Source organism: Hyphomicrobium sp. B1, from assembly GCF_049532635.1.
Classification (GTDB): Bacteria; Pseudomonadota; Alphaproteobacteria; order Rhizobiales; family Hyphomicrobiaceae; genus Hyphomicrobium_B.
Genome location: NZ_CP134871.1, coordinates 162,660 through 175,583, shown reverse-complemented (window position 1 = coordinate 175,583; position 12,924 = coordinate 162,660). Strand labels below are relative to the sequence as shown.

Annotated in this window: 15 protein-coding genes and 1 tRNA gene; 10 read left to right on the top strand and 6 right to left on the bottom strand. The window is 58.2% G+C overall.

Annotated elements, in window-relative coordinates; all coding sequences use genetic code 11:
• Positions 1-6: 6 nt before the first annotated feature.
• Entirely contained in the window at positions 7-504 is a 498-nt protein-coding gene (locus RLW55_RS00855) for a UPF0262 family protein (protein WP_409562278.1), read from the top strand.
• Positions 505-513: 9 nt separating this feature from the next.
• On the opposite strand, the gene RLW55_RS00850 is transcribed toward RLW55_RS00855, so the two are convergent.
• Positions 514-1,794, bottom strand: a complete 1,281-nt coding sequence (locus RLW55_RS00850; protein WP_414461857.1) for an adenylate/guanylate cyclase domain-containing protein — start codon at positions 1,792-1,794, stop codon at positions 514-516.
• Positions 1,795-1,824: 30 nt separating this feature from the next.
• Entirely contained in the window at positions 1,825-2,532 is a 708-nt protein-coding gene (locus RLW55_RS00845; protein WP_024275376.1) for a Crp/Fnr family transcriptional regulator, read from the bottom strand.
• A gap of 167 nt (positions 2,533-2,699) precedes the next feature.
• Here RLW55_RS00845 and RLW55_RS00840 point away from each other — a divergent pair, with 167 nt between their 5' ends.
• The 4 genes from RLW55_RS00840 to RLW55_RS00825 all read left to right on the top strand — a co-directional run bounded on the left by RLW55_RS00840 (position 2,700) and on the right by RLW55_RS00825 (position 5,536).
• Complete coding sequence (locus RLW55_RS00840; RefSeq protein WP_409562280.1) at positions 2,700-3,434, top strand: Maf family nucleotide pyrophosphatase; 735 nt, start codon at positions 2,700-2,702, stop codon at positions 3,432-3,434.
• Positions 3,435-3,442: 8 nt separating this feature from the next.
• The gene (locus tag RLW55_RS00835; protein WP_013946310.1) at positions 3,443-3,667 is read left to right on the top strand and encodes a DNA gyrase inhibitor YacG; all 225 of its coding nucleotides are present in this window, start codon (positions 3,443-3,445) and stop codon (positions 3,665-3,667) included.
• Between the two features lie 89 nt (positions 3,668-3,756).
• Positions 3,757-3,832, top strand: a tRNA-Phe gene (locus RLW55_RS00830).
• Between the two features lie 297 nt (positions 3,833-4,129).
• A complete protein-coding gene (locus RLW55_RS00825) occupies positions 4,130-5,536 on the top strand; it encodes a molybdopterin-dependent oxidoreductase (protein ID WP_423415327.1) in 1,407 nt (468 codons plus the stop codon).
• Positions 5,537-5,557: 21 nt separating this feature from the next.
• On the opposite strand, the gene RLW55_RS00820 is transcribed toward RLW55_RS00825, so the two are convergent.
• Positions 5,558-6,490 carry a hypothetical protein gene (locus RLW55_RS00820; protein ID WP_423415326.1) on the bottom strand — a complete coding sequence of 311 codons (933 nt, stop codon included), beginning with the start codon at positions 6,488-6,490 and terminating at the stop codon, positions 5,558-5,560.
• Positions 6,491-6,850: 360 nt separating this feature from the next.
• Complete coding sequence (locus tag RLW55_RS00815) at positions 6,851-7,132, bottom strand: hypothetical protein (RefSeq protein ID WP_013946313.1); 282 nt, start codon at positions 7,130-7,132, stop codon at positions 6,851-6,853.
• A 458-nt stretch (positions 7,133-7,590) separates the two neighbouring features.
• Here RLW55_RS00815 and RLW55_RS00810 point away from each other — a divergent pair, with 458 nt between their 5' ends.
• The 4 genes from RLW55_RS00810 (at position 7,591) to RLW55_RS00795 (ending at position 11,022) form a co-directional block, all read left to right on the top strand.
• The gene (locus tag RLW55_RS00810) at positions 7,591-8,850 is read left to right on the top strand and encodes a cupin domain-containing protein (protein WP_409562284.1); all 1,260 of its coding nucleotides are present in this window, start codon (positions 7,591-7,593) and stop codon (positions 8,848-8,850) included.
• A gap of 97 nt (positions 8,851-8,947) precedes the next feature.
• Positions 8,948-9,439, top strand: coding sequence for a hypothetical protein (locus RLW55_RS00805; RefSeq protein WP_409562285.1), 492 nt, complete (start codon positions 8,948-8,950; stop codon positions 9,437-9,439).
• 203 nt (positions 9,440-9,642) lie between these two features.
• Complete coding sequence (locus RLW55_RS00800) at positions 9,643-10,188, top strand: tetratricopeptide repeat protein (protein ID WP_409562286.1); 546 nt, start codon at positions 9,643-9,645, stop codon at positions 10,186-10,188.
• 138 nt (positions 10,189-10,326) lie between these two features.
• The gene (locus tag RLW55_RS00795; RefSeq protein WP_409562287.1) at positions 10,327-11,022 is read left to right on the top strand and encodes a Crp/Fnr family transcriptional regulator; all 696 of its coding nucleotides are present in this window, start codon (positions 10,327-10,329) and stop codon (positions 11,020-11,022) included.
• A 4-nt stretch (positions 11,023-11,026) separates the two neighbouring features.
• Here RLW55_RS00795 and RLW55_RS00790 read toward each other — a convergent pair whose 3' ends face one another.
• Together RLW55_RS00790 and RLW55_RS00785 are read right to left on the bottom strand one after the other, a co-directional pair.
• Positions 11,027-11,557: a hypothetical protein gene (locus RLW55_RS00790; RefSeq protein ID WP_414461862.1), complete on the bottom strand. Its 531-nt coding sequence runs from the start codon at positions 11,555-11,557 to the stop codon at positions 11,027-11,029.
• Between the two features lie 104 nt (positions 11,558-11,661).
• On the bottom strand, positions 11,662-11,892 hold the full coding sequence (locus RLW55_RS00785) for a hypothetical protein (protein ID WP_409562289.1): 231 nt from the start codon (positions 11,890-11,892) through the stop codon (positions 11,662-11,664).
• A 195-nt stretch (positions 11,893-12,087) separates the two neighbouring features.
• Here RLW55_RS00785 and RLW55_RS00780 point away from each other — a divergent pair, with 195 nt between their 5' ends.
• The gene (locus tag RLW55_RS00780) at positions 12,088-12,909 is read left to right on the top strand and encodes a rhodanese-related sulfurtransferase (protein ID WP_409562290.1); all 822 of its coding nucleotides are present in this window, start codon (positions 12,088-12,090) and stop codon (positions 12,907-12,909) included.
• The last annotated feature ends 15 nt before the right edge of the window (positions 12,910-12,924 follow it).

Below are 12,924 nucleotides of genomic sequence, written 5' to 3'. Positions count from 1 at the left end.
AACGAGATGGACCAAACCGTCGCTTCACCGGAAAAGAGCCGGGACCGGCTGATAGAGATCACGCTCGATGCAAAGTCGCTGGGGCGCGCGAACTCGAGTATCGAGCATGAACGCGAAGTCGCGATCTTTGATATCCTCGACGGCAACAGCTTTCGCGTCGAAGAAATGGATGCAGGTCCATATAAGCTGCATCTGTCGCTGACGGAGGAGCGCCTCGTTCTGGCAATTTCTCCAGCGGAAGGCGGCGATCCGGTTGAACTGGGTATGGCGCTGGCTCCGCTCAAGCGGATCGTGAAAGATTATTTCATGATCTGCGAGTCGTACTACGAAGCGGTCCGGACAGCGCCACCGGCCCGTATTCAGGCCATCGACGTCAGCCGTCGCGCGCTGCACGACGAAGGCAGTGTGCTGCTCAAGGAAAAGCTGTTGCCGCGGATCGTCGTCGATGAAGATACGGCGCGGCGGCTGTTCACGCTCGTTTGCTCGCTGCACTGGAAGGGATGAGTGGCCGGATCATTTGCGGGCAAGCAGATACCAGGAGGTCTGCTGGCCGACGCCTTTGATCTCGATGTCGTCGCGCGGTTCTAAAACGAACGTGCTTTGCAGCGCGCCGGCGCATGTCGGGCAGATGGCGATAAAGCCCGGTTTGCTCGACTGTTCCAGACGGCTCGCGAGATTGACCGGATCGCCCCACACGTCATAGCTAAATTTATTCTTGCCGATGATGCCTGCCATCATCGGGCCCGATGCCATGCCGACGCGAACGCTGATTGGAATATTTTCCTCAATGCTAATGCGTTTCACTGCCGTGACGATGTCGAGTGCGGTGGCCGCAAGCGCTTCGACATGGTCTTTGCGAGGGACGGGTACGCCGGAGGCGACCATGTAGGCATCGCCGATGGTCTTGATTTTTTCGACGCCGTGGTGATCCGCGATTTCATCGAAGGCGATGACCAGGTGATTGAGAAGCGCGACCGTTTTTTCCGGGCCGAGGCCGCGCGCCATGCCGACGAAGCCGGTGATGTCGGCGAAAAGCACCGAGGCTTCGGAAAAGCCGTCAGCGATCGTTTCGCCCGGTGCTTCCTTGAGGCGCTCGACCACGCTGTCAGGCAAGACGTTGCGGAGGACCGTCTCGGTTTCGGCCTTGGCACGCTCGAACAGGCTGAAGGCATAATAAACGCAAGCGGCGATCAGTCCGAACGTCGTCACGGCGGCCTGGACGTAGAGCGAGTTGATCGTCTTCTCGTCGACACGAAACTTGGCGGCTTCCATGGGAAACGAGAACCAGACGAACAGGTGCAGGATCAGCGCCAGCCAGACGATGGCGATGATGATCCGGAAGCGCCGGGCTTCAAAAATGACGAACGGCGCTGCGGCGGCGATCACGTATTGCAGTGGTGCGCCGCCCATCCGTCCGAAAAATGCGGTGAACCCGATGAGAGCGGAAAACTCGGCGACGACGAGCAGCAGTCCGCCCGCGATCTCGTTGTAGCGATGCATGAGCGGCACGAGAGCGACGATTAGCGCGACGCCTAAGTTGATATAGACGGCCGGCAGCATCTCTTTCACGCCAGAGGCCCAGAGCTGGGCTGCGTAGATGCAGGTCGTGACGACAACGAGCGCCGAGAATACATTGACGATCTTGAGGCGACGCTGGATGTCCGGCGGATAGCCTTTGATGCCGATATTGGATATCCGGCGAATAAAACTGCGGATACCATCGAAGGCGGCCTTCAACCACCCAACTGCCAACGTAGGCAGGGCACGCCGCTTTGGCCGATCAACGATCGTCATGTGCTTGGTCCGGCGATTGCGGCAAGACGACTAATCTCTGTCGTCGAGGCGGCCGATGCCGCTCAGTGCCGCGATGTTGCAAATGACCTGTTGGCCTCGACGCTCGATGGCGCCTTCCTGTTCGAGCATGCCCAACGCGGCGTTGACCTTCGGACGGCTGGCGCCGACGAGCAGGGCGAGCTCGCTTTGTGAAATTGGGAGGGCAAGCGAAACTTTCTCGGCTTTTCCGGCCGGGTCCTTCTGGCGAACAGATGCAAGGAAAAAGCGCGCAAGCCGGGCTTCGATCGGGTGCAGGGCGATTGCTTCCAGTTGCTCATCGGCATCGCGCAGACGGCCAGCGAGAAAACGCACCGCGGCCTCGCCGACGGAGGGCTGGGTACCGAGCAGCCGGACGAATGCGGCTTTCGACAGCATCAACGTTTCGACCTTGTTGACGGCGGTCGCGTCGGCGGAGCGGGGAAGGCCGTCGAAGACCGCCAACTCGCCGAAGATCGAAGGGGCCTCGACATGCGCAAAAGATAGTTCGCGGCCATCGGACGTCAGGACCGAAAGCCGGACGCGGCCCTTGGTGACGATGTGAAGCTCTAAACCGGCCTGACCGCGCGAAAAAATGATCTGGCCGGGCTCGTAGGCGGAGTCACGAAGCTCTGCTGCGACAGCCTTTCGGCTCGATTCGTCGAGCGTGCCGAAAAGCGGCGTCCTGGCAAGTACGTCGGCGGGGTCTGGTTTCAAAGCCATTGCGGCCATCAAATCTGGGAAAGATCAGGCTATTCATGCCCTGTTTTGTTGCCGCCTGCAACGCATGGGCTGGGGCTTGCAAAGGCTGGGACGACGGCCGCATTGTTCGCCTCTTGTGTGTCGCCTTTATTCTATCGCCTGTGGTCACGGTTATGATAACGACGCTCATGAGCAGTTTATTGCCCGTCTTTGCCCGGTCCGGCGTGCCCGGACGAGAAACGCTGCGGCGCACGCTGTCGCGCGAGCGATCGGAGACGAACGCTGCTATCGAGCGGCCGCAGCTTGTGCTCGCCAGCGCCAGTCCCCGCCGGGTTACGCTTCTGGCTCAGGTCGGGGTGAATCCGGATGCACTGCGCCCCGCCTCTATCGACGAGACGCCGAAGCGTGGAGAAATGCCGCGTGCCCTGGTGTCCCGGCTGGCCCGCGCCAAGGCGGAAGTGGCACGCGCGCAAATCGCCAACGATCCGGAGCTTGCAGGCGCCTACATCCTGGCCGCCGATACGGTCGTTGCAATGGGTCGCAAGATTCTGATGAAGCCGGCGCACATCGAAGAGGCGATGGCGTCGCTACAACTGCTTTCGGGCCGGACACATAAGGTCCAGACCTGCATTTGCCTGATTACGCCGGACGATCGCGTCCGGACGAAGATTGTCGATACGCGGGTGCGCTTCCGCTACATCAACAAGGCGGAGCTTGAATCCTACATCGCCTCGCGTGAATGGCGCGGCAAAGCCGGCGGATACGCCATTCAGGGCTTGGCCGGCTGCTTCGTGCAGCGGCTGATCGGCTCTTATACGAACGTGGTCGGCCTGCCCTTGACGGAAGTCGTGGGGCTTCTCAATTCCGAGAAGTTCCCGATCCAGTACAACTGGCTGAAATACGCCGAAGTCGACCGAGATTGAGTTTCGTTATGTCCGCTGCCAAGTCCGGAGCGAAGCCGCTCAAGTGCCCGATCTGCGGCAAGGAGGCTGCCGAGGCCTATCGGCCGTTCTGCTCTAAGCGCTGTGCCGATATCGACCTCGCGCGGTGGTTTACGGGCGGTTATGCCATTGCCGGACGGGACGAAGACGAGGGCGACAACGCGACGCCGCCCGAGAACGGCAAGCGTTCGGGGGACGAAGACGAGGGGGTATAAAAAAGCCTTGCGAGAGGCGCTTGCATACCGCCAATCGCCCCCCTATAAGGACCGCCTACTTCGTTCGGGGCTCTGCGCCGCGGAGGCAGGCCCAGGTAGCTCAGTTGGTAGAGCATGCGACTGAAAATCGCAGTGTCGGCAGTTCAATTCTGCCCCTGGGCACCATTGCCCAACGTATTCTTTGAAGTCCCTCGCTAAAATTCGTTCAGCAGAACACGGCCTCAATCCGGAAAATCTGGCGTCCTTGTACGGACGGCGCGGAATGCTCGCGACGGCCGCATAAACGCATGGGTGTGCCTGTCGTTGATCATTCATTGTAACGGCGGAGCAGAGGCTGTTAGGCTTTGCCTTCTCCGTGAAGTGCAGTGCGCCCCTCCGCTACACTTTCGCGATCGGCCGCGTGTCGGCGTTCACAAATGAAATCCAGTACGTCCGGGTATTCGACCGGAGATGGAGAGATTTATGAACGACGCCTTCGTTGACGCGCATCTCGGGCAATTTTCCGATAGGTCGTCCGTCGACCGGCGCCGGTTTTTTCTTGGCGCTACGGGGTTCACAGCGGCAGGGATGCTGGGTGCAAAAAACGCGAGCGCGGCCGCACAGGCAGTATCCGCGCCGGAACAGCCGAGACTAAGTTTTCTGCATGGCGGCAGTGGGCCATCCCGTTATCATCCCTCGTTCGTGAAGGACGTCGGTCTACTCACCGACCTCAACGCCACGAACCAAGGAGGGGCGTGGTGGAACTTCGATACGTACATTACGCCAGTCGAAGAATTCTACATTCGCAACGAATATCCGACCCCACGTGCGGAGATCGATCAGCGCGTCGATCCGCGATTCTGGCGTCTCAAAATCCATGGCGACGCGATAGAGCGGCCGCTTGAACTCACATACGATGACATCCTCAGGATGCCGTCGCGGTCGATCGTCAGCGTCATGCAGTGTGCGGGGAATGGCCGGTCACTGTTTTGGGAACAGCAGGACATGCTGTCGTCGCCAACCAAGGTATCAGGAAACGGCTGGGGGCTTGGCGGCGTAGGACAGGCGGAATGGCAGTACGTTCCGATGAGCGAGATTCTCGGTCGTGTCGGCCTGAAGGCCAATGCCAAGAGCGTGCTTTTCTGGTCGGGAGTCGACGGCAAGGCGCCGAACACTCAATCCGATACCGGCAGACCGCTTCCAATCAGTGAACTGATCGAGCGCGGCGAGGACATCGGTTTGGCCTTCAAGATGAACGGCATGCCGTTGCCACCTGATCACGGCGCTCCAGTCCGGGCTCTCGTGCCGGGCTGGTGTGGCGGCGCATCCACGAAATGGCTAACCGAAATCAAGATTGCGTCGCACGATTTCTGGGTGCGGTTGAACACAATTGGCCACTCCATGATTGGGCCGGACTATCCGCCGCCGAAACCGTCCAGCGACGACGAGTTTAGATTCGTCACGCCGAAGAACGTCATCGGTGTTCCGGTGACGTGGCATACATCCCGGTCCATGCTTGCAATACCATTGGTGCTCGCCAAGCAACCGCAGATGCCATCCAACTATCCGCTTAATCGCGGTGAACTGCCCGTCCTGCCGTCGGGGGCACAGACCTTGCGGGGCTATGCTTGGGCGCCGCACTGGGGCGTGAAACGCGTCGATGTGCGCGTCAACGGCGGCCAATGGGAGCCAGCACGGATCATCGATCATCAGCCTAACCGCTATACCTGGGTGAGGTTCGAAATTCCGTTGTCGCCTCTACCGGGAACATATCTCATCGAAACGTGCGTGGTCGATGGGCGGGGCGATCGCCAACCTGCGCGGGTGCCCTATAATGCGGGCGGCTATGATTTTTCCGCCATTCCCAAATTCTTCGTTCGATTTTCCTGAGATTTTCGGATGCAGGAAGGTTCACTGCGATTGGCGTGCAGCTATTTCCGTGAGCGAAGCTCTGCTCAGACCAGAACGTGGGACTTCCGGGTTTGCTGCTCTTCTGTTGTTGTCCTGCACAGCGCGCATATACGCCCACAGATAGGGCTCGTAATTCCTTGCGAAGGACGCTCCGACCCGAGGATTGAGTTCGAAAATCATCGGCGTCTCATCTTTGAGCTTAAAGTTAAAGCATGCGCATCCGGTGTAAGAGAGGTCTGCGAAAATGCTGGCAAGCTCCGATGGTATGTACCCGCCTAAGTCTTCAACGCAGAACGGATGGTTTTGCGCCGACTTTGTGTAAGTATCACTGTTGAACAGATATTTGTATGTTTTCACGTAAACCAGACGGCCGGCGACGCAGATCGCGTGCGTAGCATATTCCTCGGCACCTGGAACGTACTCTTGAAAATAGAAGTCGGGATCGTGGATCCTATCTGTCTCTGACCTCTTCGTGATGATGCGGGTATGGATTCCGTACTCATCGACGCGTCGCTTTTGAATGAAGGGCAATTCCAATTCGCTTGGTGAGCCTACGCGTGGAATGCAGTTTGCGTATCCACACTCCATCATCAGCGCGTTGAAGACTATCTTATCGTCTATAGCTTTCGCGATGTGTTCTTCCGGGAAGATGCATTTGTGTCGAACCTGCGGGCAATCTCGCAGTATGGCGTAGTCTTCCATTGAGAATGGCAATATGAAATCGAATTCCGATTCCCGCACAGTGTCTCGACTGAATTCTTTTTCCAGGAATGTGATTTTCGGCCGTGTCCCGATCGGCTCGGGCGCCGCGACAGTGCGGGCACGTTTCCAAAAGTGCTTTTTCTTTTTTGGGGGCGGTGCTGTCAGGCGAGCATGCTTAGTCGTGAGAATTTCTCGCCAATCGCGTCGGCCGCCCAGCAATATTGTCGGCATCGCTTACTCCGAAAAATATAACGATCCGAATACGCTGGCATATGCCTTATGGGCTAGTCTATCTGTGTAGAGATAAATGTTCGTGTTGGGAGATTTGTCTCGTTCAATTGGGAAAATACGCACAGCCGTTGCGGGATTTTCTCTCTGAAGCTGGCAGATTAGACATCTGCGGCGCGATTAACTCATGAACTGATGACGCTGCGATCGGTGATGGCGCGCTCTCGGCCGTCGCACATCCTGCCTGCAATATTCAGGCTAACTCACCGGCGTTTTTCAACGTTGCATTAAACAAAAAAGAAAAACCCGCCGGGAGGAGCGGCGGGTTTTTTAGGGCAAGCGAGGGTCTGCTATCGTTAGTGGTTAGTGAGGGATCTGTTCGTACTGAAGGCGGACGAGCGAGTCATCGTGACCGCGCGAGGCCGAGGCATCAACATCCGGCTGCGCCGAGTTACCGTACTGCTGCAGCTGCTGCTGAACGATCGATGCATCTGAACCGTTTTCTGCACCCGAGTAGCTCGGGACGCCGCGATCGCTGATCTGCTGGTTCACGATTTCCGGAAGCGATTCAGCATTTGCTGGGACACCGTAAAGAGCGAACGCACCGGCAACGACTGCGAGGGAAAGAATCTTGTGCATTGACATAGCCATTACTCCCAAAGAGCTTTGATTTATTTTCCGCTGCTTTCGGGTCTCGTTGGCTCGTGAGCAGCTGACCAATAATTTGGTCCGCTCACGTTTCTTTCGCTATCGCACAAAGGTTCGTAAAACGGCGACGTTGGGATGAGTGCAGGAGACAATCGTTTCTGAACGCTATACGTAGGTATATTGAGCCCACCGCAACGCGTGCGGATTATCCATGCGATGCGGCCTGAATGGGCGCTGATGCCTTCAATTTCCGATTTTCAGTTTTAGAATTTAGCAGCTGGCTATCATCGATCCGGTTTCTTGGTCTGATCGCCGTTCGTGCTAATCCGCAATCACCGCGGCGATTGTGAAAGAAGGTTGCCTTTTGCCCCACTACGTTCGTCGCACTTCAGATCGGCGGCGTGGTCAATGGTCTCCGCTGATGATTGCTTTGCATCTCGATTGGAGCGTGTCTCATGAACGAAATCTCCCGCAGAAATATTCTCGCGATCGCGGCGGCGACCGGCACGTTGGCATCTTCAGCGGCGGCGCGTGCAGCGACGTTTGGAAATCCCGATCAGCCGGCTGAAGGTGCAATCAACGCCAATCCTGGTGGGCTGTCGGATCCAGGTCCCAAGAACCCGGTCATCAATAGTCAGTTTCCGTCTTTCGAAAGTCCGCCGCCCACGGATGTCGGCGGCATGCCGCTCTTCTGGGGATCGTTCAACAATGCGCAGAAGCGCATCCAGAATGGTGGATGGGCTCGGCAGTTAACGCAGGCCGACTTCGCTATTTCTGAGGCGGTGTCGGGCGTGAATATGCGGCTTGGGCCGGGCGGCGTTCGCGAGATGCACTGGCACTTGGCAGCCGAGTGGGCGATCATGACGAACGGCCGCTGCCGCGTGACCGTTCTTGACCCGGAGGGTCATGCCTACGTTGATGACGTTGGACCGGGCGATCTTTGGTATTTTCCAGCGGGCTTCCCGCACTCGCTTCAGGGCCTTGGTCCTGACGGGGCGGAGTTCGTGCTGGTTTTCGACGAAGGCCGGCAATCGGAATACAGCACGCTGCTGGTCACTGATTGGCTTGCGCATACGCCACCCGATATCTTGGCCGCAAATTTTGGCGTGCCGAAAGATGTCTTCAAGAATATTCCGCTGCAGGATCTCTGGATATTCCAGGGCAAGGAGCCGGGGCCGCTCGCTGCCGATCAAGCGGCTGTCGCGTCGGGCGGTACGCCACCCAATCCGTTCACCTTTAAGCTCGGATCTTCGAAGCCGGTCAAAGCCAATCCTTCGGGCGAACTGCGCATGGCCGACAGCTCGATCTTCAAAGCCTCAAAGACGATCGCTGCGGCGATGGAGGTTTTGAAGCCGGGCGCCGTGCGTGAAATGCACTGGCATCCGAACGCAGACGAGTGGCAGTACTGGATGGAAGGCGAGGGCCGCATGACTGTGTTCGATGCCGGGCCGCATGCTGTCACGGCTGATTTCAGGCCGGGGGACGTCGGCTACGTCAAGAAGAGCCAAGGGCATGTGATTCAGAACGTCGGCAAGACCGACCTCAAGTTTGTGGCTGTCTTCAAAGTCCCCGACTATCAGGAGATCAGCCTTTCCGATTGGCTGACCCATACGCCGCCGTCTCTTGTGGCGCAGCACCTCAACATCGATGTTGCCGACATCGCGAAATTCCCAAGTGACGCGCCGGGAATCGTACCGGGCAAGGTGCCGGGGTAGTTCCCGGCATCGGCGCAGAACCATCACAATAAATCATTGGACTATGGCCGCCCCGGCGTACAAGACCACGGCGGCCATGGTTTCTTCTGGTTTAAACATGTCTCGAATCTTTGCGGCGCTCATCGCGGGCGCTATCGCGATTACGCTAAATTCGCTGCTGCTGCGCGCTGCCGACCTCATTTCGCTGGCGACGGCGCATGGCGGATTGCTCCGGCTGCTCCAGATAACGACCGGCATTCACTTGCCCGCGACGGCTGCATTCCGATGGGAATTTCACGCGGCCGTCGGCATGGCGATGGCTATCGTTTATGCGTTCGTTCTGGAGCCCTCCCTTCCAGGGGCTTCCGTTATGAAGGGGCTTCTCTATGCCTTTGCCGTATGGGTGCTCAACGCCGCGGTGGTGCTGCCGCTCACGGGCGAAGGGTTCGCTGGGTCGCGGCATCTGACGGTTGCGGGCATGGCTTGGTTTGCCGCGGCGCATACCGCATTTTTCGTCTGCCTTGCGCTGCTCTATGCGCGCCTTTTCAGCAACGCGCCTGCCAGGGGCACGAGCGGGCGGCGGGGGAGACTTATGGTCGATGGCGGCTAAAGTCGGCGTTTTTAACGTGACACAAATCAAACGTGCATAAATTCGTTCTGTTATGGAATTTTTATCCGCGCCGCGTGATGCTGGGTCTTGAGACTGTGCTGGCGCGCGGCATATTTGGAGAGGCCGCATAGTCAGCGCCAAATGTTTCGGTCCCTGTTCCTGCAAGGAACGGTCGGTCCAGTGAGTAGCAAGGCCGTGTACCCGTGAGACGTGTCGTCTATCCAATATTGGCTATTGTAGCGGTCATTCCGGCCGCCGGACGGGCTGACGCTATTGCGGATTGTAACGACGGTGCCAATCTGGCCCGGCAAATTCGTGGTTGCACGAAAGTGATCGGGCGCACGATGCTCGGCGATCCGCTGTCCACGGCTTACATGAACCGCGGCATTGCCTACGCCCAGCAGCATCAGCTGAAGAAAGCTATAGCGGATTTTACGTCATCGATCGACGCCAACGCGGCCAACAATTTCGCGTATTACAATCGCGGCAACGTGTATCTCGATCTAGGCAAGCCTGATCGGGCGATTACCGATTATTCGCGGGCGATCGAGTTGGCGCCCGACATGTCTCCCGCATTTCTGAATCGAGGGCTCGCCAACGAGATGATCGGCGACCGGACAGCCAGCATATCCGACTTCCGCGCGGCCTTGGCGCTGGAGCCGACGCTTTATGCAGCGGCGGAAGGCTTAAAACGTCTAGGCGCCGATGCAAATGGCCCTTCGCAGGCAGGCGCCCAGCCCGGCGAATAGGCTAACGCATTGCTATCGCGTAACTTTCTCGCTGTTACAAACAATTACAAACCGTTACGCCAGCCGCATATGTGCCGAACGAACGGTCGCTAGAACTCCTGACACACCGCAGACAGTCGGCATTGCAGGAGGTTGGACATGCTGGGCGCTTCTCAGGTCATCGGAGCTAATTCCCACGGGGCACACATTGCGGCCTCCGCTGCCAGTTCTTCAAGCGACAGTTCTGCAGATCGTTTTGAGCGTGGGACGATCCGGCGTATCGAAGCGAAAGAGCATGTCTTCTGCGATGGCGATCCGCGGACCCATGTTTTCCGCATCGAAGAAGGTGTCATCGCGCTTTCTAAGTTGCTCGGTGATGGCCGGCGCCAGATCATCGAATTTGCATATCCCGGCGATTACATCGGGCTCGGGACGCTGCGCGAGCACATTTTCGATGCTCAGGCGACGTGCCCGGCGAAAGTGCGGTGCCTGTCGGCGGCCGCCCTGGAACAGGAAGCTGCCCGCGATGCTGGGTTGGCACTGAGGCTCTACAAGGCCGTCTCGGCCGAGCTCGCGGCTGCTCGCAGCCTGCTCGTGTCGGTCGGGCAGCAGAGCGCGATGGAGCGGTTGGCGGGCTTCCTCCTCGGCCTTTCTGCCCGGGCCTCCGATGGCGAAGAGAACGTCGTCAAGCTTCCGATGCGCCGTTCCGACATTGCGGATCTCTTGGGTCTCACGATCGAGACGGTCAGCCGGACGATCACGAAGCTGCGCACGATGCACGTCATTGACGTCGTCCGCGGTACGGAAGTTCACATCCTGGACGGCGACCGTTTAGCCGAACTTGCAGGTCAGTGAGGCGTCAGGTTTCCCGAGACTCCGCTGGTGGCGCGCTCAAGGCGGTGGAGTTGTCCAGCTTGGCCGGTGTTTCCGCGGCCTTGCTGCGGGGCGATTTGAGGCTGTGAATGAGGGATCCCAGCAGCGGCAGCAAGACTGAGCTGATCAATACCTCGCTGGCAGGATAGATATAGGCACTAGGCCCTATGGCCGGGCTTCCGACGTTTTTCTCGAGGGCCGAGACAGTGGATCTCCGCATTTCCTGGGCGACGGCATATTCGCGTCCAGGGCGCTGAAGCATCGCGATGATCGCGACGAGGCTTGCCAGAAGACAGCCGATGACGCCAACCAATGCTGCGGCGCCGATGCGGCCGAGGCTCTCTTCCAGCAGCCAATAGAGCGCTAAGCCCATAATCGCGAGGCCCAGGACGGCAAGAATGCCGGCGAGGCCATAGAGAACGCCCTTCCTCAACGCATATCGGATGTAGCTGTCCGCAACGACGGCGTCAGCCGTCGCCAGTTTATCGAGGTCGCGGGCAAGACTTGGCAGGTCCACGAGGTGTCCGTGCAGATGTGAGGGTTACGTTGTGCCCCTGGATATATCAGAACGGTTTATAATAGGCGAACGGACGCGAAGCGTCAGTTCGACGAGAACGCTGCTCAGTTCTTCACTTTCCGGTTTGTCTTCCGGTTCATGTACCAATCGGACAGCGTTTCCCAGAACGCGGCGACGGCGACGACGATCGTAATCAGAAATAGTGCAACGACCATCTGGATGACGTCGAAGTTGACGGCGTCTTCGGCGACGAACCAGCCTGCGATGGCCGCTGCCACGAACATCACCGGGCGAAGAAGAAGGTTCACCATCTCGAAGGCCTCCAAGACCAGCATTTTCCAGCACTTCTTATAACATGGCTCGAGGACCCAGTGCTTGATTCCGGTCAAGATATTTGCCCGATATTGTTAAGGTTCCGGTGACAGGGAAGGGCTCTTGCACCGGGGCGACGCGGGTCTTAAGGACATGGGCGACCGCGTATCGGACAGCCGGGGCGGGCCTTCTCAAACTCAATTGCCGGAACTCATCGCGTGGCCGTCAAAGTCGCTGCCTTCTATAAATTTGTATTGATCGACGATCCGTCGGCGCTTCAAACGTCGCTTCGCGAAGTGTGTGCGGCGCAGGAGATCAAGGGCACCATTCTCGTTGCTAGTGAAGGGATCAACGGCACCGTCTCGGGTGCAAACGACGCGATCGATACGCTGTTTGCGGCGGTCAGAGCGGACGCGCGCTTTTCCGATCTCGTCGTCAAATTTTCAGAGACGGCGGAGCATCCGTTCCAGCGCCTTAAAGTAAAGATCAAACGCGAGATCGTCACCTTCGGCGTACCGGGGACAGAGCCGGGCGCCATAACCGGCGAACTCGTCGAACCGGAAGATTGGAATGCTTTGATTTCTGATCCCGACGTGATCGTCATCGACACGCGTAACGACTACGAATTCGATGTCGGAACGTTCCAAGGCGCGCACAATCCGCAGACGCGATCCTTCACTGAATTTCCCGACTACGTGCGCCGCACATTGTCAAATAACCGCTCACAGAAGATTGCGATGTTCTGCACGGGCGGCATCCGATGCGAAAAAGCAAGTTCGTACATGCTTCAGGAAGGCTTCACGAACGTCTACCAATTGCACGGCGGAATCCTGCGGTATCTCGAACAGATTGCACCCGATGAGAGTCTGTGGCGCGGCGAGTGCTTTGTCTTCGATGAGCGCGTTGCGCTGGAACACGGCGTGCGCCCCGGGCAACATACGCTCTGTTTGAAATGTGGATCTCCGATCAAGCGTGCAAGCGAAGGAAATAGCGATCTTTGCGAACGCTGTCGCGATGCGGTCGGTGGCGAAGGCGCGTGAAGTACCTACGTAGAG